Annotated in this window: 16 protein-coding genes; 11 read left to right on the forward strand and 5 right to left on the reverse strand. The window is 68.2% G+C overall.

The window, feature by feature from the left end; genetic code table 11:
- Window position 1: 1 nt before the first annotated feature.
- The 4 genes from xdhA to AC1DJH_RS24650 all read right to left on the reverse strand — a co-directional run bounded on the left by xdhA (window position 2) and on the right by AC1DJH_RS24650 (window position 5,023).
- Window positions 2–1,657 (reverse strand): xanthine dehydrogenase small subunit, encoded by a 1,656-nt coding sequence (gene xdhA, locus AC1DJH_RS24635; RefSeq protein WP_478187484.1) that lies wholly within the window; start codon window positions 1,655–1,657, stop codon window positions 2–4.
- Between the two features lie 178 nt (window positions 1,658–1,835).
- The gene (locus AC1DJH_RS24640; RefSeq protein WP_478187485.1) at window positions 1,836–2,615 is read right to left on the reverse strand and encodes a TSUP family transporter; all 780 of its coding nucleotides are present in this window, start codon (window positions 2,613–2,615) and stop codon (window positions 1,836–1,838) included.
- A 178-nt stretch (window positions 2,616–2,793) separates the two neighbouring features.
- The gene (locus tag AC1DJH_RS24645) at window positions 2,794–4,047 is read right to left on the reverse strand and encodes an NRAMP family divalent metal transporter (protein ID WP_478187486.1); all 1,254 of its coding nucleotides are present in this window, start codon (window positions 4,045–4,047) and stop codon (window positions 2,794–2,796) included.
- A 55-nt stretch (window positions 4,048–4,102) separates the two neighbouring features.
- Window positions 4,103–5,023 (reverse strand): LysR family transcriptional regulator, encoded by a 921-nt coding sequence (locus tag AC1DJH_RS24650; RefSeq protein ID WP_478187487.1) that lies wholly within the window; start codon window positions 5,021–5,023, stop codon window positions 4,103–4,105.
- 97 nt (window positions 5,024–5,120) lie between these two features.
- On the opposite strand from AC1DJH_RS24650, the gene AC1DJH_RS24655 reads away from it, so the two are divergent.
- From AC1DJH_RS24655 to AC1DJH_RS24685, 7 genes are all read left to right on the forward strand, one after another.
- Window positions 5,121–7,280, forward strand: coding sequence for a thiamine pyrophosphate-dependent enzyme (locus AC1DJH_RS24655; RefSeq protein WP_478187488.1), 2,160 nt, complete (start codon window positions 5,121–5,123; stop codon window positions 7,278–7,280).
- Between the two features lie 11 nt (window positions 7,281–7,291).
- The gene (locus AC1DJH_RS24660) at window positions 7,292–8,908 is read left to right on the forward strand and encodes an indolepyruvate oxidoreductase subunit beta family protein (RefSeq protein WP_478187489.1); all 1,617 of its coding nucleotides are present in this window, start codon (window positions 7,292–7,294) and stop codon (window positions 8,906–8,908) included.
- A gap of 16 nt (window positions 8,909–8,924) precedes the next feature.
- Window positions 8,925–10,169, forward strand: coding sequence for an alpha-hydroxy acid oxidase (locus tag AC1DJH_RS24665; RefSeq protein ID WP_478187490.1), 1,245 nt, complete (start codon window positions 8,925–8,927; stop codon window positions 10,167–10,169).
- A gap of 37 nt (window positions 10,170–10,206) precedes the next feature.
- Window positions 10,207–11,259, forward strand: a complete 1,053-nt coding sequence (locus AC1DJH_RS24670; protein ID WP_478187491.1) for a TRAP transporter substrate-binding protein — start codon at window positions 10,207–10,209, stop codon at window positions 11,257–11,259.
- A 133-nt stretch (window positions 11,260–11,392) separates the two neighbouring features.
- Window positions 11,393–11,893: a TRAP transporter small permease gene (locus tag AC1DJH_RS24675; RefSeq protein WP_472122892.1), complete on the forward strand. Its 501-nt coding sequence runs from the start codon at window positions 11,393–11,395 to the stop codon at window positions 11,891–11,893.
- Window positions 11,890–13,191: a TRAP transporter large permease gene (locus AC1DJH_RS24680; RefSeq protein ID WP_478187492.1), complete on the forward strand. Its 1,302-nt coding sequence runs from the start codon at window positions 11,890–11,892 to the stop codon at window positions 13,189–13,191. The genes AC1DJH_RS24675 and AC1DJH_RS24680 overlap by 4 nt, the downstream gene beginning before the upstream one ends.
- Complete coding sequence (locus AC1DJH_RS24685) at window positions 13,191–13,610, forward strand: acyl-CoA thioesterase (protein ID WP_478187493.1); 420 nt, start codon at window positions 13,191–13,193, stop codon at window positions 13,608–13,610. Before AC1DJH_RS24680 ends, AC1DJH_RS24685 begins: the two co-directional genes overlap by 1 nt.
- A 7-nt stretch (window positions 13,611–13,617) precedes the next feature.
- On the opposite strand, the gene AC1DJH_RS24690 is transcribed toward AC1DJH_RS24685, so the two are convergent.
- A complete protein-coding gene (locus AC1DJH_RS24690) occupies window positions 13,618–14,079 on the reverse strand; it encodes a low molecular weight protein-tyrosine-phosphatase (protein ID WP_478187494.1) in 462 nt (153 codons plus the stop codon).
- Window positions 14,080–14,268: 189 nt separating this feature from the next.
- On the opposite strand from AC1DJH_RS24690, the gene AC1DJH_RS24695 reads away from it, so the two are divergent.
- From AC1DJH_RS24695 to mgtA, 4 genes are all read left to right on the forward strand, one after another.
- Window positions 14,269–14,823 (forward strand): Slp family lipoprotein, encoded by a 555-nt coding sequence (locus tag AC1DJH_RS24695; RefSeq protein WP_478187495.1) that lies wholly within the window; start codon window positions 14,269–14,271, stop codon window positions 14,821–14,823.
- Window positions 14,824–14,936: 113 nt separating this feature from the next.
- The gene (locus AC1DJH_RS24700; protein WP_478187496.1) at window positions 14,937–15,416 is read left to right on the forward strand and encodes a glutaredoxin domain-containing protein; all 480 of its coding nucleotides are present in this window, start codon (window positions 14,937–14,939) and stop codon (window positions 15,414–15,416) included.
- A 370-nt stretch (window positions 15,417–15,786) separates the two neighbouring features.
- Window positions 15,787–15,984 carry a hypothetical protein gene (locus tag AC1DJH_RS24705; RefSeq protein WP_478187497.1) on the forward strand — a complete coding sequence of 66 codons (198 nt, stop codon included), beginning with the start codon at window positions 15,787–15,789 and terminating at the stop codon, window positions 15,982–15,984.
- Between the two features lie 209 nt (window positions 15,985–16,193).
- A complete protein-coding gene (gene mgtA, locus AC1DJH_RS24710) occupies window positions 16,194–18,962 on the forward strand; it encodes a magnesium-translocating P-type ATPase (RefSeq protein WP_478187498.1) in 2,769 nt (922 codons plus the stop codon).
- Window positions 18,963–19,080 lie beyond the last annotated feature (118 nt).

Here is a 19,080-nt window from a genome sequence, read left to right on the forward strand (position 1 = left end):
GTCAGACTCCTTCGGCAGCCGCTTTGGCCGGGGCATGGGGCATCACGCTCCAGACGCTGGTTTCTTCCAGCGAGAGGGCGTCGTCGGCGCGGGTTTCCAGCCACAGGCGCTGGATGAGGTTCTGCGCCACCAGCAGCCGGTAGTCGGCCGAGGCGCGCATGTCTGACAGCGGCTTGAAGTCTTGTGCCAGCGCCAGCTTGGCGGTCGCCACGCTGGCCTGCGTCCAGGGCTTGCCGAGGATGGCGGCCTCGGCGTTGGCCGCGCGCCGCACCGTGGCGGCCATGCCGCCGAAGGCCAGCCGCACGGCCTTGACCGTGTCGCCGCCGGCTTCGAACTCGATGGCGAAGCCCGCGCACAGCGCCGAGATGTCGCAGTCGAAGCGCTTGCTGATCTTGTAGGCGCGCACCTGGCGCTTCAGCGCCGCATGCGGCACGGCCAGCCCCTGGACGAACTCGCCCGGCTGCAGCTGGTTCTTCATGTAGTCCACGTAGAACTCGCTCAGCGGCATGCGGCGCACCGCGTCGCCGCGGCGCAGTTCGATCTGCGCGTCGAGCGACATCAGCACCGGCGGCGAATCGCCGATGGGCGAGCCGTTGGCCACGTTGCCGCCCATGGTGCCGGCATGGCGGATGGGCGGCGAGGCGAAGCGCAGCCATACGTCGGCCAGGCTGGGCACGCGCGCCACCAGCGTGGCGAAGGCCGATTCGAGCGAGGCACCGGCCCCGATGTAGAGCTCCCCGCCCGCATCGCTCTCGCGGTCTTCGATGGTCTTCATTTCGGCCACGTCGCCCACGTAGATGATGTCGCCCAGGTCGCGGAACTGCTTGTTGACCCACAAGCCCACGTCGGTGGAGCCGGCCAGCAGCTGGGCGCGGGGCTTGCGCTCGCGCAGCGCGGCGAGCTGGGACAGGGTCCTGGGGGCGTGGAAGTGGTCGATGCGGGCGCCCAGGGGAGCGGCATAGTCCAGGCCGTCGTTCTGCAGGGCGGTGAGCGCGGCGACCACGGGCTTCGTTTCGAGGCGCACCGAAGGCAGGTCGAACATGCGCTGGCCGGCGTCCAGGATGGGCCGGTAGCCGGTGCAGCGGCACAGGTTGCCCGACAGGTCGTCGGCCAGCTGCTGGCGCGTGGGCTGGGTGCCTTCGGCCTGGTGGTGCTCGTAGGTGGACCACAGCGACATCACGAAACCGGGGGTGCAGAAGCCGCATTGCGAACCGTGGCAGTCGACCATGGCCTGTTGCACCGGGTGCAGCGTGTGCACGGCGTGGTGCTTCTTGTCGGCGGCGTTTTCGGTGGCCTTGTCGATCTTGCCGGCGGCGCTGGCCTTGAACTGGCCCTTGAGGTCTTCGACCGTGAACAGTGCCTTGCCGTGCAGCGTGGGAAGAAATTGGATGCAGGCGTTGACCGTCTGCAGGTTCAGCCCGCCGACCACGCCCGGCGCGCCCGGGTCGGCGGCCAGCTCGCCGATGACGACGGTGCAGGCGCCGCAGTCGCCCTCGTTGCAGCCTTCCTTGGTGCCGGTGCAGCGGGCGTCTTCGCGCAGCCAGTCGAGCACGGAACGGGTCGGGTGGACGCCGGACACGTCGACGATCTTTCCGCGATGGAAGAAGCGGATCGGCTGGACCGGCGGAAGGGAGGGGCTGCTGCTCTCGGTGCTCATGCTTTTTTGGGGCTCGTGGGCGACCCGTCGTGGGTCAGTCATGGACGTTAGCGGCTTGTTCGGCGTCGTGCATACGGGGTCGCCCATACAGCGTATGTGGGGGCCGGTATGCCACGTACGGAAAAACCCTTGGGCGGTGCTGCAATTCCCGGGCCAAGCCCTGCGGCAGGCGCGGAGGTCAGGCGTGCGCGATGGCAACCCAGGCGGTGGCGGTCAGCGTCGTGCCCGCGGCCGCCAGCAACCCGCCGACCAGCCATTTCAGCGTGCGCGGGCGCAACTTGTTCGGCAGCCGGTGGTGCAGCCGGGTCGCGCCGTAGACGACCGGCATCGCGCACGCGGCGAGCAGCGCCGAATACGCCGAGAAATGCCCCGTCGGCACCACGATCACGAGCCGCACCAGCGAGTTGAACCCGAACATCAGCAGCAGCGCGCGGCGCACGAGTTCGCGCTCCAGCGGCTGGCGGTACATGTGAAAGACGATGGGCGGCCCCGAGCTGGAGAACAACCCGCCCAGCACGCCCGACAACCCGCCGATGACGGCGAAGCTCGCGGGGCTCGACACAGCAGCCAATGGCCGCCCCTGCAGCACCAGCAGCGCCGCGCAAGCCAGGATCGACACGCCCAGCAAGCCCCGCAGCCATTCCACCGCGCCGCCGCTGAGCCAGGTGAGCAGCATCAGGCCGACGATCACGCCCACGGTGCTGCCGTTGAGCGCCGGCTTCATCAGCTGCCAGGGCACCACGCCGGGCCGGGCGCGGAAATAGGTCCAGGCGTTGACGAGGCTCAGCACCGTCGCGGCGTTGGCGGTGTCGCTGACGCTGGCGACGCCGAACACCGACACCAGCCCGAGCAGGATGAGACTGAAGGCAAAACCGGTCAGGTTCTGCGCGTAGGTGGCCAGTGCCACGCAGGCCATGAAGACCCCCACGGGGCCGGCCTGGGAAAGGATCGCTTGCACCGGGAACGTCGTCAGGGGGAGGTAGGGAACGCGGGGCGGCGGCGCAAGGCCGGAAAGAGACGAAAAAAGGGGTGCGAAACGAACATGCGGGGGGATCGGAAGAGCGAAAAGGCGCGGCGCGCCGGCCGCCCAAGAATACCGCGTGGATGCCGCGTGGATACCGCGTGGCCGCCGCGGCTCAGCGCACCAGGTCCCAGCCCATCATCAGCGCCGCGAAACCCATCAGCGCGGTGCCGCCCCAGCCGAGCCAGCGGGTGCGCCGGCCCGAGGTGAACACGCCCATCACCTTCTCGCGCGTGACCAGGATCATCATGGCCGCCATGATCGGCACGGCCACCACGCCGTTGATGACCGCGCTCCAGTAGAGCGCCTTCATGGGATCGATGGGCGTGAAGTCCAGCGCGGTGCCCACCAGCGTGGCCACGGCGATGATTCCGTAGAACTCCTTGGCCTCGCGCCAGTGCCGCTCCAGCCCTTCTTCCCAGCCGAAGGCCTCGGCCACCGCGTAGGCCGCCGAAGACGCCAGCACCGGCACCGCCAGCAGGCCGGTGGCGATGATGCCGCCGGCGAACAGCCAGAACGCGAAGTCGCCGGCCAGCGGTCGCAGCGCCTCGGCGGCCTGCGCGGCGGAGGTCACGTCGTGCACGCCGGCCGTAAACAGCACCGAGGCCCCCACCACCATCACGAAGAAGGCAATGAGGTTGGAGAAGGTCATTCCCACCCAGGTGTCCAGCCGCACGCGCTTCAGGTCGCGCCGCACCTGCACGTCGGTGCCGCGCTGCCCGCCCTTCAGGCGAAGCTCTTCCACCTCTTGCGAGGCCTGCCAGAAGAACAGGTAGGGCGAGATGGTGGTGCCCAGCAGCGCCACGATCATCATCCAGTAGTCCCCGCTCCACTGCAGCCTGGGCACCACCAGGTCGTGCAGCACATGCGCCCACTCGACCTGCACCGCGAACACCGCCGCCACGTAGGCAAAGAGCGTGAGCGTGAGCCACTTGAGGATGTGGGCCAGCTTGCGGTAGGGCACGAACACCTGCAGCAGCACCGTGACCACGCCGAACACCAGCGAATGAAAGTGCGCCCCGCCGCCCACCACCAGTTGCAGCGCCTCGCCCATGGCCGCGATGTCCGCCGCGATGTTGATGGTGTTGGCCACCACCAGCAACGCCACCAGCACGATCAGGAAGCTGCGCGGCATGTGCTCGCGCAGGTTGGCCGCCACGCCCTTGCCCGTGACCCGGCCGATGCGCGCCGACACCAGCTGGATGGCCACCATGAAAGGCAGCGACAAAAACACCGTCCACAGCAGCCCGGTGCCGAACTGCGCGCCCGCCTGCGTGTAGGTGGCAATGCCGGACGGGTCGTCGTCGGCCGCGCCGGTGACGACGCCAGGGCCGACGTGGCGCAGGAAGGAGGGAATGCGTTTTTTCATGTTCGCCCCGATGGTTGCATGGCCAGCCTGACCTGCACATGAACCGCGCGCAGGTTCATGCCTTTGCCTTGTCCGAAAACAAGGCCGCAATGACCTGCCGCAGCCACCGGTTGCCCGGGTCGGCCTCGAAGCGCTTGCTCCAGTGCAGCGACACCGTGAAGTCGCGCAGCGGAAACGGCGGCTCCACGATGGCGTAGTGGCCGTCCTCGGCAAAGCCGCGCGCGATGTTGCGCGGCATCACCACCGCCAGGTCGGTGGCGCGAACGATGGCCGGCAGCACCATGAAATGCTCGGTCGTCAGGCGCAGCCGGTCTTCCAGGTTCAGCAACTGCAGGATGCGCAGGGTGTCTGCGTGCGTGCGCACGGCCACGTAGTCGAGCTCCTGCAGCGCCTCGAGCAGCGCCTGCCCGCTGCGCCGGCGCTTCACGAAGGGATGGTCGCGGCGCAGCAGCACGATGTATCGGTCGCGCAGCAGCTGGGTGCGCTGGGTGTCCTTCACGCGGGGCAGGAAGCCGAAGGCGAAGTCGACCTTGCCGCTGTCCAGCGCAGTGGCGATGTCGCCCGTGGCCAGCGGCATGGTCTCCACGCGCACGCCCGGCGCCAGCTCGCGCAGCCGCGCCATCAGCGCCGGCAGGAAGCGCCCCTCGCCGATGTCGCTCATGTGGATGCGAAACAGCTTGCGCGAGGCCGCGGGGTCGAAGCGCTCGGGCTCGCTCAGCGCCTGCTGCAGCGTGGCGAGCGCCGATTGCACCGGCACCGCCAGCCGCTCGGCGCGCGGCGTGGGCGCCACGCCGCCGGGGCTGCGGGTGAACAGCGCATCGCCCAGCAGCAGGCGCAGCCGCGTGAGCCCGTGGCTGGCCGCCGGCTGCGTGAGGCCGAGCGCCTCGGCCGCGCGGCTCACGTTGCGGGTGCGATAGACCGCATCGAACAGCCGCAGCAGGTTGAGGTCGACCGCATCGATATGCACGGATTTCATATTGGATAGCCGAGTTATTTTATTGAAGTATGGCGCGTGCGTGACCACACTCCCCTGTCCCCGCTCCCTCCCTGGAGCCCAACAACAACGAGACACGATGGAAGTTTCATTCAGCAAGGAAGTGGAAATGCTGCGCCTGGGCGCCGGCGACACCTTCCATGGCGAGGGCATCCTCGCGATCACCAAGGGCCTGCTGCAGTCGGGCGTGGCCTACGTCGGCGGCTACCAGGGCGCGCCCGTGTCGCACCTGCTGGACGTGATGGTCCAGGGCAAGGCCTACATGGACGAGCTGGGCGTGCACGTGGAAGCCTGCGCCAACGAGGCCTCGGCCGCGGCGATGCTGGGCGCGTCCATCCACTACCCGCTGCGCGGCGCGGTCACCTGGAAGTCCATCGTCGGCACCAACGTGGCGGCCGATGCGCTGTCGAACCTGTCGTCGCCCGGCGTCACCGGCGGCGTGCTGGTGGTGGTGGGCGAGGACTACGGCGAAGGCGCCAGCGTGATCCAGGAGCGCACGCATGCCTATGCGCTCAAGTCGAGCATGTGCCTGCTCGACCCGCGGCCCGACCTGGGCGTGATGGTGCGCATGGTCGAGGAAGGGTTTCGCCTGTCGGAAGCCTCCAACATGCCCTGCCTGATGGAGCTGCGCATCCGCACCTGCCATGTGCGCGGCAGCTTCGAATGCAAGGACAACATCGCGCCCGCGGTGTCGACCCGCGCACCGATGACGGAGCCGGCCGGCTTCGACTACATGCGCCTGGCGCACCCGCCGGTCACCTTCCGCCACGAGAAGCTCAAGGGCGACGAGCGCATTCCGGCGGCGCGGCGCTACATCGTGGAGAACGGGCTGAACGAACTGATGCCGGGCAGACGCCACCCGGAACTGGGCATCGTGGTGCAGGGCGGCCTGTACAACGCACTGGTCCGCAGCCTGCAGCAGCAAGGCCTGGCGGACGCCTTCGGCGACACCGACATTTCAATCCTCGTGCTCAACGCCACCTACCCGCTGGTGCCCGAGCAGGTCGCCGACTTCTGCGTGGGCAAGCGCGCGGTGCTGGTGGTGGAGGAAGGCCAGCCCGAGTACATCGAGCAGGACATCGCCACGCTGCTGCGCCGGCGCGACATCCAGACGCCGCTGCACGGCAAGGACCTGCTGCCGGCGGCGGGCGAGTACGGCGTGGAGATGCTGTCGGGCGGCATCGGCGCCTTTGCCGCGAAGTACATCGTGGCCGGCGATGCGTCGGCGTCCGCGCAGGCCTGGCTGGCCGGCAACCGCGAGCGCCGCGAGGCGGTGGCCCGCCAGCTGAGCGCGCCGCTGCCCAACCGGCCGCCGAGCTTTTGCATCGGCTGCCCGGAGCGGCCCGTCTTCTCGGCGCTGAAGCTGGCGCAGCAGGAAACGGGCCCCGTGCACATCGCGGCCGACATCGGCTGCCATGCCTTCGGCACCTTCGAGCCCTTCTCGATGGGGCACTCGATCCTCGGCTACGGCATGAGCCTGGCGAGCCGCGCGGGCGTGGCGCCCATGATGAACCGGCGCACGCTGTCGATCATGGGCGACGGCGGCTTCTGGCACAACGGGCTGCTCACCGGCGTGCAGAGCGCCCTCTTCAACGGCGACGACGCGGTGCTGCTGATCTTCAAGAACGGCTACACCTCGGCCACCGGCACGCAGGACATCATCTCCACGCCCGACGACGAAACGAAGGAGCGTGCCGTCGACAAGCAGCAGAGCCTGGTCGACAAGAACCAGACCATCGAGGACACCCTGAAAGGCCTGGGCGTGAAATGGCTGCGCACAGTGACCACCTACGACGTGGAGCGCATGCGCAAGACACTGACCGAGGCGCTCACCAGCGACTTCAACGGCCTGAAGGTGGTGATCGCCGAGGGCGAATGCCAGCTCGAGCGGCAGCGCCGCATCAAGCCCTGGATTGCCGGGCTGCTGAAGAAGGGCGAGCGCGTGGTGCGCGTGAAATACGGCGTGGACGAGGACGTGTGCAACGGCGACCACGCCTGCATCCGCCTGTCGGGCTGCCCCACGCTCACGCTCAAGGACAACCCCGATCCTCTGAAGGTGGACCCGGTGGCGACCGTGATCGACGGCTGCGTCGGTTGCGGCCTGTGCGGCGAGAACGCACATGCGGCCACGCTGTGCCCGAGCTTCTACCGGGCCGAGGTGGTGCAGAACCCGAAGTGGCACGAGCGATTGCTGCATGGTGTGCGCGGTGCGGTCGTGCGTGCACTGCAACCGGCGTGAAGGGCCAAGGCATGGAACACGACAGACCCCTCACCCTGCTAGTCTGCGCCCTCGGCGGCGAAGGCGGCGGCGTGCTCACCGAATGGCTGGTCGACATCGCGCGGCATGCCGGCTACGCGGCGCAGAGCACCTCCATTCCCGGCGTGGCGCAGCGCACCGGTGCCACCACGTACTACATCGAGGTGTTTCCGGTGCCGCTCGCGCAACTCGGCGGACGCCGCCCGGTGTTCAGCCTGAGCCCGGTGCCCGGCACGCTCGACGCGATCGTGTCGTCGGAACTGCTGGAAACTGCGCGCCAGGTCGGCAACGGCATGAGCGCGCCGCTGCGCACGCTGGTCATCAGCTCGTCGGCGCGCATCTTCACGACGGCCGAGCGCATGCAGCCCGGCGACGGCCGCGCCGACGCGCAGCGCCTGCTCGACGTGGTGAAGGCCTTCAGCCGCGAGCACCATGTGTTCGACATGAACGCGATGGCGCGCGACGCCGGCACGGTGGTCAGCGCGGTGATGCTGGGCGCCGTCGCGGGCAGCGGGTTGTTTCCGTTCCCGCGCGAGGCCTACGAGCATGTGGTGCGCGGCGGCGACACCAGCGCGCCCGAGAAGCTGAGCAAGATGGCCGCGGCGAGCCTGCGCGGTTTTGCGGCCGCCTTCGACGCGGTGAGCGCGCCGCGTGCGCAGGCCGCCTTCGTCAGCAGCGTGCTGGCCGGTGACACGAACGACGCGCCGCCGCCGGCGAGCGCCCTGCCTCCCGAGCTGGCGCGGCGCTTTCCGCCCGCGGTGCACGACATGCTCTCGCTGGGCCATGCGCGCGTGCTCGACTACCAGGACGCCGCCTACGCCGCGCTCTACGCCGAGCGGCTGGGCCGCGTGCTCGACGCCGAGCGCGCCGCCGACCCGGCCGGCGCGCAGGGCTTCGCCATCACCCGCGAGGCCGCACGCTGGCTCGCGCTGTGGATGGCCTTCGACGACATCGTGCGCGTGGCCGCCCTCAAGGGTCGCGCGAGCCGCGCACAGCGCGTGCGGCAGGAAGTGCGCGCGGGCGACGAAGACATCGTGAAGGTCTACGACCACTTCAAGCCCGGCGCCGCCGAGTTCGCAGCGCTGCTGCCGCCCGGCCTCTCGCGCCGCGTGACGGCGTGGGACCGCGGCCGCCAGGCGCGCGGCCTGGCCCCGTGGGCGCTGCCGCTGAAGGTGGGCAGCCATTCGGTAGTCGGCATGGCGTCGCTGCGCATGCTGGCCTCGCTGCGCTGGCTGCGCCGGCGCGGCAGCCGCTTCGCCGAGGAGCAGGCGCTGATCGAACGCTGGCTTGCGGCGGTGGAAGCAGGCACCCGCGATGCCTGGGCGCTGGGGCATGAGCTGGCACTGTGCGGCCGGCTTATCAAGGGCTACGGCAGCACCAACGAGCGCGGCAAGGAAAACCTGCTGCACATGACCGACCACCTCGCCGCCCGGCCCGGCGTGGCGCCCGCCGAGCGCGCGCAGGCCGTGGCCGCGGCGCGCACCGCCGCGCTGGCCGACGATGCCGGCCGCGCGCTCGACGCCGCGCTGGTCGAACACGGCGCGCCCGCCCGCCCCGTCAAGGCCCAGCCCATCCGATGGATGAAGCGCAAGCCCACCGGCGGCGCCTGACACGGAGCGCCCCGCGATGACGCCACTGCTCAACGTCGAGGACTACCGGCACCGCGCGCGGCAGGTGCTGCCGCGCCTGGTGTTCGACTACGTCGACGGCGGCGCGGAGGACGAGCGCTGCCTGCGGCGCAACCGCGACGCGCTGGAGGCGCTGCCGCTGGTGCCGGAATGCCTGCGCGACACCAGCGCGATGGACATCGGCATCGAACTCTTCGGGCGCCGCTGGAACGCGCCCTTCGCCGTCGCGCCCATCGGCCTGGCGGGCCTGGTGCGTCCGGGTGCCGATGCCTTGATGGCCAGCGCCGCGCAGGCCGCGCGGGTGCCTTTCATTCTCTCGACCGCGTCGAACACCCGCATCGAGGACGTGCGCACCGCCGCGCCCGATGCCACGCTGTGGATGCAGCTGTACGTGATGGGCGAGCGCGCCATCGCCGAGCGCATCGTGCGGCGCGCGCGTGCCGCCGGTTTCGAGGCGCTGGTGCTCACGGTGGACGTGCCGGTCAGCGGCCTGCGCGAGCGCGACCTGCGCCATGGTTTTCGCGTGCCGATGCGGCTCACGCCGGGCACCGTGCTCGACATGGCGCGGCATCCCGCCTGGTTGCTGCGGCTGGCCCGCGGCGGCATGCCGCAGTTCGCGAACCTGCTGCCCGATGACGACGACAGTGCGCCCGTCTCCGCGCAAACCCAGGCCGCCCTGCTCTCGCGCACCATGGACCGCACGCTGACCTGGGACAGCCTGGGCTGGCTGCGCAGGCTGTGGGACGGGCCGTTGCTGGTCAAGGGCCTGCTGGGCGCGCAAGACGCGAAGCGCGCCGTGCGCCATGGCGCGGACGGCATCGTGGTCTCCAACCACGGCGGCCGGCAGCTCGATGCGGCACCGGCCAGCATCGCCGCGCTGCCGCGCATCGTCGATGCGGTCGACGGCCGCATTCCGGTGCTGATGGACGGCGGCATCCGGCGCGGCAGCGACGTCGTGAAGGCCCTGGCGCTCGGCGCGCGCGCCGCGCTGGTGGGCCGCCCACCGGTCTACGGCCTGGCCTGCGACGGCCGGCAAGGCGTGCTCTCGGTGCTGCAGCTGCTGGCGCAGGAGACCGAACGCACGATGACCTTGCTGGGCGCGGCGCACGTCGACGAACTTGGGGGCCGCCACGTCGACCGGCCCGAATTGCGTTCGCCTTCCGAACAAGCCGCTGCTGCCACCGGCCTCAAGGAAAACACGCACGGGAAACCCTCCATATACCCGAAGCACGCGACTGCCTAGATTGCGCAACCAGTTCAAACACATAACGAAGGAGACCATGAAAACCGCCCACCACCCTCGCCGTACCCGGTTCCCCGCACTGGCCCTTGTCGCGGCCAGCACCGCGCTTGCGCTCGGCATGCCCGCCGCGCAGGCGCAGGACAAGCCCGTGCAGCTCAAGCTGTCGAGCTGGGTGCCCGCGCAGCACCCGCTCAACCCCGCGCTGCAGGCATGGGCCGACGACATCAAGAAGGAATCGGGCGGGACGATCACTGCCATCCTGTTTCCGTCGGAGCAGCTCGGCAAGGCCTTCGACCACTACGACATGGCGCGCGACGGCATCGCCGACTTCGCCTACATCAACCCGGGCTACCAGCCGGGCCGCTTCCCGGTGATGGCGGGCGCGTCGCTGCCCTTCCTGTTCGCCAACGGCAAGGAGGGCTCGGCCGCCATTGACGCCTGGTACCGCAACTACGCGGCCAAGGAAATGAAGGACGTGAAGTACTGCTTCGCGTTCGTGCACGACCCCGGCACCTTCCATGCGCGCAAGAAGATCACCTTGCCCACCGACATCAAGGGCATGAAGGTGCGCCCGGCCACCAGCACCGTGGGCCAGCTCATCACCTCGCTGGGCGGCACCAACGTGCAAGCCTCGGCGCCCGAGTCGCGCGACATGCTGGAGCGCGGCGTGGCCGACGCCATCACCTTCCCGTGGGGCTCCATCGGCCTGTTCGGCATCGACAAGGTGGTGAAGTACCACATGGACGCGCCGCTGTACGTCACGCCCTTCGTGTGGGCGATGAACAAGGGCAAGTACGACGCCATGTCCGTCGCGCAGAAGAAGGTCATCGACGACCACTGCACCAGCGAATGGGCGCAGAAGGTGGCCGGGCCGTGGGCCGACTTCGAGTTCGCGGGGCACGCCAAGATGGCCGCGCTGTCGGGCCACGAGATCTACAAGCTCACACCGGAACAGCTCGACGCATGGCGCAAGGCGGCCGCACCGTCGGAAGCGCAATGGGCCGACAGCGTGAAGAAGGTCGGCGAAGACCCGAAGGCCGTGATGGACGCGCTGAAGGCCAGCCTCGTCAAGTACAAGTCTGCGCTGTGACCCGGAGTCCGTATTGCCAGGGGGCCGCCGCGCACGGCCGCCCGAAGCGGCCGGCCCGCCCCCCGGCAGGGGGGAAGAAGAAGCGACACGAAGTGCGCGAAGCCTGGGGGGCGAGCCAATGAAGCGAAGCGTCATGGACCGTGCGATCAACACGATCGAATGGCTTGCCGCCATCTTCGTGGGCATCGTCGCGCTCAACATCTTCGCAGCCGTGGTGCTGCGCAAGTTCTTCGACGCCTCCATCCCCGACGCCTACGACTTCGGCCGCATGCTGCTGGGCATCCTGATCTTCTGGGGCATCGCGGCCACCAGCTACCGCGGCGGCCACATCACCGTCGACCTCGTGTGGACCGCGGCGGGGCCGCGCATGAAGCGCGTCATCGATGTCTTCGCCACGCTGGTGCTGCTGTTCGTCGTGGCGGTGCAGACCGCCATGCTGTTCGACAAGGTGCGCGGCACCTACGTCGACAACGTGCAGACCTACGACCTGAACATTCCGACCTGGCCCTTCTATGCCGTGGCCTGGGCCGGCGACGTGTGCGCGGTGCTGCTCATCGCCATTCGCACGTACCGGCTGATCTTTCATCCCGAACAACTCGAAGAAGTTCACGCAGAACAGAAGGCGGACGAATGAGCCCGGATGCAGTGGCAGTGCTGGGCTTTGTCGCCCTGTTCGTATTGATGTTGTTGCGCGTGCCCGTGGGCATGGCCATGGGCCTGGTGGGCGTGGTCGGCTACAGCTACCTCGTCGGGCCCGGGCCCGCGCTGAAGCTGGTGGGCCAGACCTCCATGCGCACCGTGACCGACTACACCTTCGGCGTGATTCCGATGTTCATGCTCATGGGGGCGCTGGTGTCGGTGTCGGGCGTGAGCCGCGAACTCTTCAAGGCCGCCAACTCCATGATCGGCCACCTGCGCGGTGGCCTGGGCGTGGCCACGGTCATCGCGTGCGGCGGTTTCGCCGCCATCTGCGGCTCGTCGGTGGCCACGGCCGCGACCTTCTCGGCCGTGGCGTACCCGGAGATGCGGCGCTTCAACTATCCGCAGTCGTTCTCCACCGGCGTGATTGCCGCGGGCGGCACGCTGGGCGCCATCCTTCCGCCCTCGACCGTGCTCGCGGTCTACGCCATCCTCACGCAGCAGGACATCGGCAAGCTCTTCATGGCGGGCATCGTCCCCGGCATCCTGGCCATGGCGATGTACGTGCTGACGATCGCAATCATCGTCAAGCTGCGGCCCGACTGGCTGCCCGGCGGCGAGGTCAAGCCGTGGTCGGAACGCATCAAGGACCTGAAGAACGTGTGGGCGCCGCTGGTGCTTTTCGTGTTCGTCATCGGCGGCCTGTACGGCGGCTTCTTCACGCCGACCGAGGCGGGCGGCGTGGGCGCGAGCGGCGCGTTCATCCTCGGGCTGGTGCGGCGCAAGCTCGACGGGCCGAAGATCCGCGAGGCGCTGCTGTCGGCCACGCGCACGGCGGCGGCGGTGTTCACGGTGCTGATCGGCGCGCTGCTGTTCGGCTACTTCCTCACCATCACGCAAAGCCCGCAGAAGCTGACCGAGATACTCACCGGCCTGGGCATCGGCCGCTACGGCGTGCTGGCGCTCATCATGCTCATGTACCTGGTGCTGGGCTGCCTGATGGACGCGATGGCGATGATCATCCTCACGGTGCCCATCATCTACCCGGTGATCGTGCACCTGGGCTTCGACCCCATCTGGTTCGGCGTGATCATTGTGATGACGGTGGAGCTGGGGCTCATCCATCCACCGGTGGGCATGAACGTGTTCGTCATCAAGAGCGTGGTGAAGGACGTGAGCTTCACCACCATCTTCAAGGGCGTGCTGCCGTTCATCGTGACCGACATCGTGCGCCTGGTGATCCTGATCGCCTTCCCCATCATTGCCTTATGGCTGCCGACGAAAATGGGCTGATGAGCAGCATCAAAGAAATCACCTACACCGCGCGCGTCGAGTTCGGCGACTGCGACCCCGCCGGCATCGTCTGGTTTCCCAACTTCTTCCGCTGGATCGATGCGGCCTCCCGGCACTTCTTTGCCGAGTGCGGCGTGCCGCGCTGGGAAGAAACGAACGAGACGCTGGGCGTGATCGGCACGCCGCTGGTGGACACGCACACGCGCTTCGTGAAGACGGCGAGCTACGGCGACACGCTGCAGATTGCGGTGCGCATCACCGAGTGGCGCGACAAGAGCTTCGTGCAGGCCTACCGGGTGACGCGGGGCGAGGACCTGATCCTCGAATGCGAAGAGGTGCGCATCTTCGCGGCGAAGCGCGAAGGGGGCGGAATTCGGGCGGTGGCGATTCCGCCTTCGATCCGCGCGCTCTGCGAATAGGGGCCGGTCAGCGCGTTTCGGCCTGCAACCTGGCGAGCAGGCCGTCGACGCCCAGGTCGATCAGGTCGAAGACTTCGACGAAGTCTTTCTGGCCGCCGTACCAGGGGTCGGGCACATCGCCCTCGACGCCTTGCGCGAACTCGGTGAACAGATGGATTTTGTGCTCCGTTCCCGCCGGCGCGAGCCTGCGCAACGCGGCGCAGTGCTGGGCCGTCATGCCGATGATCAGGTCGAAATGCTGGAAGTCGGCCTTGCGCACCTGGCGCGCGGCGTGGGCATGCATCGCGATGCCGCGGCGCCTGGCCTCGGCCACCGAGCGCCGGTCCGGCGGGTTGCCGCGCTCTTCGTCGGAGATGGCGGCGCTGTCGACTTCGATGGCGAAGCCTGCGGCTCGGGCCTTGTGCATGAGCAGGGTGTGGGCTGTGGGGGAACGGCAGATGTTGCCGGTGCAGACGAACAAAACTGCCATTTTTTATGTGCGAAGAAGACTTGGATGATTTTCAACAGGGGTCTGGAGCAAGCTGAAACGAAGCACCGCGCTCCACCAAAATCCATCGCTTGCGCATGCGTTCCTGCTGCGCTGAATGATGCCTGAGCACTTGGATGGACAGCGGCCCTGCGCGCAGGCCACAGCACATCGCGACGCTACGATGGCCCCATGCCCCTTCATCAAGCTCGACACATCACCGCCATGCTCTGTGCCACCGTCCTGCTGGCGGCCTGCGCCACGCCTTCCGATGGCGACAAGACTGCGGCGCAGCCGCCGACGCGCGTTGCAGATCGCGACGCCAATCGACCTGGGCGCACACCTGAAAACCTGGCGTCCACCCTCTCGCCGGCCCAGGCATTGGCATCCGGGACGCAGGGCGCGCGCGTGCGCTGGAGCGGTGGCATCAATGCCATCGATGCACAAGAAGGCGGGCGCCAGTGCTTCACCCTGCTGCACGCCACTTTCGATGCGCTGGGCGTGCTGCAGTGGCCCGCGGACGCGCAGCAGTTCATCGCCTGCGGCGCGGGGCCCTACGACCGGGCGCTCGTGACCCAGTTCAGTCTGGTGACCTTCGACGGCCGCGTGGCCGGGCAACAAGTTCTGGCGGGCAAGCCGGTCCCCGTGATCGAGATCGATGCGCTGTTCAGGCACTCGGACTGTGTGCAGGGCAGCGAGAAAAGCCCAGAGTGCTACGCGGGCTACCTCCAACCGCTGAAGCACTGACGGCTCGACGCTCGATCTCCCGCGCCGACAGCCAGAGCCGGTGCTATTGACCGGTGCTATTCTTCGCGCCGACCTCACTCCAGGTACTCCAGATGCGGCTTCTTCCCCTGGTCATGACGGTGCTGGTGATGTCGAGCGCGGTGTCCGCGGCCGAAGAATCCGCCACGGCAACGACGCTCTACAAATCCACCGGCCCCGATGGAAGGACGATCTACAGCGACGTCCCGCCGCCGCATGCGCGCGACGCCAAGACCTTGACGTTCAAGAACCTGCCGGCCAGCGCCTTGTCCGCTGAAACCCTCGCGTATGTCGAGCAATTGCGCAAGTCGGCGAACGCACGGGCCTTTGCCCCACCGCCCCGCGACACCGTGCTTTTTTCCGCCAAGTGGTGCGGCTACTGCCGCCAGGCAAAGTCGTACCTGGCCACCAAGCAGATCGGCTATCGGGAGATCGACATCGACACGGCCGATGGAAAACTGGCTTATGCCCAACTGGGAGGCAACAGCGGCGTGCCGCAGTTGTTCGTGAATGGTCGAGGCGTCACTGGCTTCACCGCTGCCGCCTACGACGCCGTCTTCCAGGCGCGCAGGTAGAGAAAGAGGACGGAACGGTTGGCAGGGCGGGCGACGCCAACGCCCCTCTCCACATCGCGGGAAACGATCTCAAGAGTTGACTCGCCACGTGCCGCAGTGCAACAATTGGCGATCTTCATTTCGGAGCCTCGTGCGTGGACAGTGCCAGTTGGATCAGTGACAAGACGCGTGCCTCGGCAGGCGTGACACCCCAGGCTCTCTAGCGCAGGCTTCCCCGCGCTGTGTGGCCTTGGTGCACGCAGCGTGACCCTCTTGCCCTTCGCGGCAAGAGGTTCTCCCCTTCCGAATTCCGTCGTTCTCGTCACTGACTTTTTCAGTCAGCTTGCGTGCGTCCGTGCGCGAGGTTCCTTCAATGCGAAGGAGCCTTGCCATGCGTCACTTTTATCTTCGTCGTCAGCCTCGCGAACAACTCGTTCGCGCCTCGGCACACGTGCCGAACGGTGCGCCCGCGGCTGCGGCAGAGGCACCGGCCGTCGATGCCTCGCTGGACCAGGCCGCTGCGTTGTGGACCACGCGTCGCATCCGCAACTTCCTGGTTCTCCAACCCGCCCACGGCACGCGCCGCTGAGCCTGTTCGCGCGCCTCTCTTTCCCGATCCGCACAGCACAGGAGCACACCGTGGACCCCGCCTCTCATTGGCGCCGTAGCGCGCCCCCTTCGCTTCGATCGATTGCAACCACGCGGCCCGCCGCCGTGCTTCGCAAGGGGTTGACCACCGCGCGTTGACGCCCGGAGGTTCTCCCCGGGCGGGCGGCGGCCGCCCCGAAGGAGAACCCCATGAAAAAGAATGTCCTGAAGTCTTTCTTCGAAAGCTTCCTGCGCAGCCGCCACATGCTGCATCACTTCGAGCGCTGGCAATCGCTGCTGGGCTCGAAACCCGTCGCCGGTGGCTCGCTGCAGATGCCGCCGGACATCGCGAAGGCATTGAACACCGCCTCTCGCACCGACGCCGGTGAAATGCTGGTCCGCCTCGACAGCTCGCCGCGCGGCCTCAGCGAAGGCCACGCCCAGGTGCTGCGCAAGCGCCTCGGCAGCAACGAGGTGCGCCACGAGCAGCCGCTGCCCTGGTGGCAGCACCTGTGGCAGTGCTACCGCAACCCGTTCAACCTGCTGTTGACGGTGCTGGCACTGGTTTCGTACGTCACCGAGGACATAAAGGCCACGCTCGTGATCGGCAGCATGGTGGTGCTGTCGACCGTGCTGCGCTTCCTGCAGGAGTCGCGCTCCAACAAGGCGGCCGACCGGCTCAAGGCGATGGTGAGCAACACCTCCACGGTGCTGCGGCCCGCGCCCGGCCAGAAGCCCGGTGCCGCAGGCGACGAGGGCTTCGACACCACGCACACCGGCACGGTGCGCGTCGAGGTGCCGATGCGCGACCTGGTGCCGGGCGACGTCATCGCGCTGTCGGCCGGCGACATGATCCCGGCCGACTGCCGCCTGCTCACCGCCAAGGACCTGTTCATCAGCCAGTCGGCGCTGACGGGCGAGGCCATGCCGGTCGAGAAGTTCGTGGCGGACCGCGGCGAACACGACGCCGGCGTGCTCGAGCGCGAGAACCTGCTCTTCATGGGCACCAACGTGATCAGCGGCACGGCCAGCGCGCTCATCGTGCACACGGGAGACCGCACCTTCTTCGGTGCGCTGGCCCAGCGCGTGACGGCCACCGACCGCGGCACCAGCGCCTTCCAGGCGGGCATCAACCGCGTGAGCTGGGTGCTGATCCGCTTCATGCTGGTGATGGCGCCGCTGGTGCTGGTGATCAACGGCGTGGCCAAGGGCGACTGGTGGGAGGCGGCGCTGTTCGCGCTGTCGATCGCGGTCGGCCTCACGCCCGAGATGCTGCCGATGATCGTGACGGCCACGCTGGCCAAGGGCGCGGTCGTGCTGTCGCGCCAGAAGGTGATCGTGAAGCGGCTGGAGGCGATTCACAACTTCGGCGCGATGGACGTGCTGTGCACCGACAAGACCGGCACGCTGACGCAGGACCGCATCGTGCTCGAACGCCACACCAACGCCTGGGGCGAAGACTCCGACCACGTGCTGCAGTTCGCCTACCTCAACAGCTTTCACCAGACAGGGCTGAAGAACCTGCTCGACAAGGCGGTGCTGAGCCATGCCGAGATGCAGCTCGAGACGCGCCTGCAGACAGCCTACCGCAAGATCGACGAGGTGCCCTTCGACTTCTCGCGCCGCCGCATGTCGGTGGTGGTCGCGAACGGCGGCAGCGAGCACCTGCTGATCTGCAAGGGCGCACTGGAGGAGATCCTGTCGGTGTGCACATCGGTCGAGCGCGGCGCCGAGGTGCTGGCGCTCGATGCCGAAGTGCTCGCGCGCATCCACCGCGTGGCGTCGGAACTCAACGCGATGGGCCTGCGCGTGGTGGCCGTGGCCAGCCGCGCGCTGAAGACCGAGGCGCAAAAGCCCGCCTACGGCGTGGCCGACGAGTCGGGACTCACGCTGCTGGGCTACGTGGCCTTTCTCGACCCGCCGAAGGAGTCGACCGCGCCCGCGTTGCGCGCGCTGGCCGAGCACGGCGTGGCGGTGAAGGTGCTGACGGGCGACAACGAACTGGTCACGCGCAAGGTGTGCGCCGACGTGGGCCTGGAGGTGGGGCGCATCGTGCTCGGGCGCGAGATCGAGGACATGGCCGACGCCGACCTGGCGCTGGTGGTCGAAGCGCACCAGGTGTTCGCCAAGCTCACGCCCGCGCACAAGGAGCGCATCGTGCACGCGCTGCATGCCAACGGCCATGTGGTGGGCTTCATGGGCGACGGCATCAACGACGCACCGGCGCTGCGCGCGGCGGACATCGGCATCTCGGTGGACGGCGCGGTGGACGTGGCGAAGGAGTCGGCGGACATCATCCTGCTGGAGAAGAGCCTGATGGTGCTGGAGCAAGGCGTGATCCAGGGGCGGCGCACCTTCGCGAACATGCTCAAGTACATCAAGCTCACGGCGAGCTCCAACTTCGGCAATGTGTTCTCGGTGCTGGTGGCCAGCGCGTTCCTTCCGTTCCTGCCAATGCTGCCGCTGCACCTGCTGGTGCAGAACCTGCTGTACGACGTGTCGCAGATCGCGATTCCGTTCGACAACGTGGACGACGAGTTCCTCAAGTCGCCGCAGCGCTGGAACCCAGCGGACCTGGGGCGCTTCATGGTGTTCTTCGGGCCGCTGAGCTCTGTGTTCGACATCCTCACATTCGCGGTGATGTGGCACGTGTTCGCGGCCAACACGGTCGGCCACCAGACGCTGTTCCAGTCGGGCTGGTTCGTCGAGGGACTGCTGTCGCAAACGCTCGTCGTGCACCTGATCCGCACGCGCAAGATCCCGTTCCTGCAAAGCCGCGCGGCATGGCCGCTGCTGATCATGGGCGGGGCCATTGCGGCCGTGGGCATCTGGCTGCCGATGGGGCCGCTGGCGCACTATTTCAAGCTGGAGGCGCTGCCGCTGATGTACTTCCCCTGGTTGATCGCCATGCTCGTTGGCTATGCGCTGCTGACCCAGGCTGTGAAGGGGTGGTATGCGCGGCGGTACGGGTGGCAGTGACGATGTGACGCTCTTTGTTCAGGGCGGTCCTGTGACACGCACATGACACCCAAGCCTCGCAAACTGACGGGCACCCGATACCGGACGAACCGCCGACGGCCGACCGCCGTCGCACATC

The organism is Variovorax sp. 10N412, assembly GCF_056394985.1.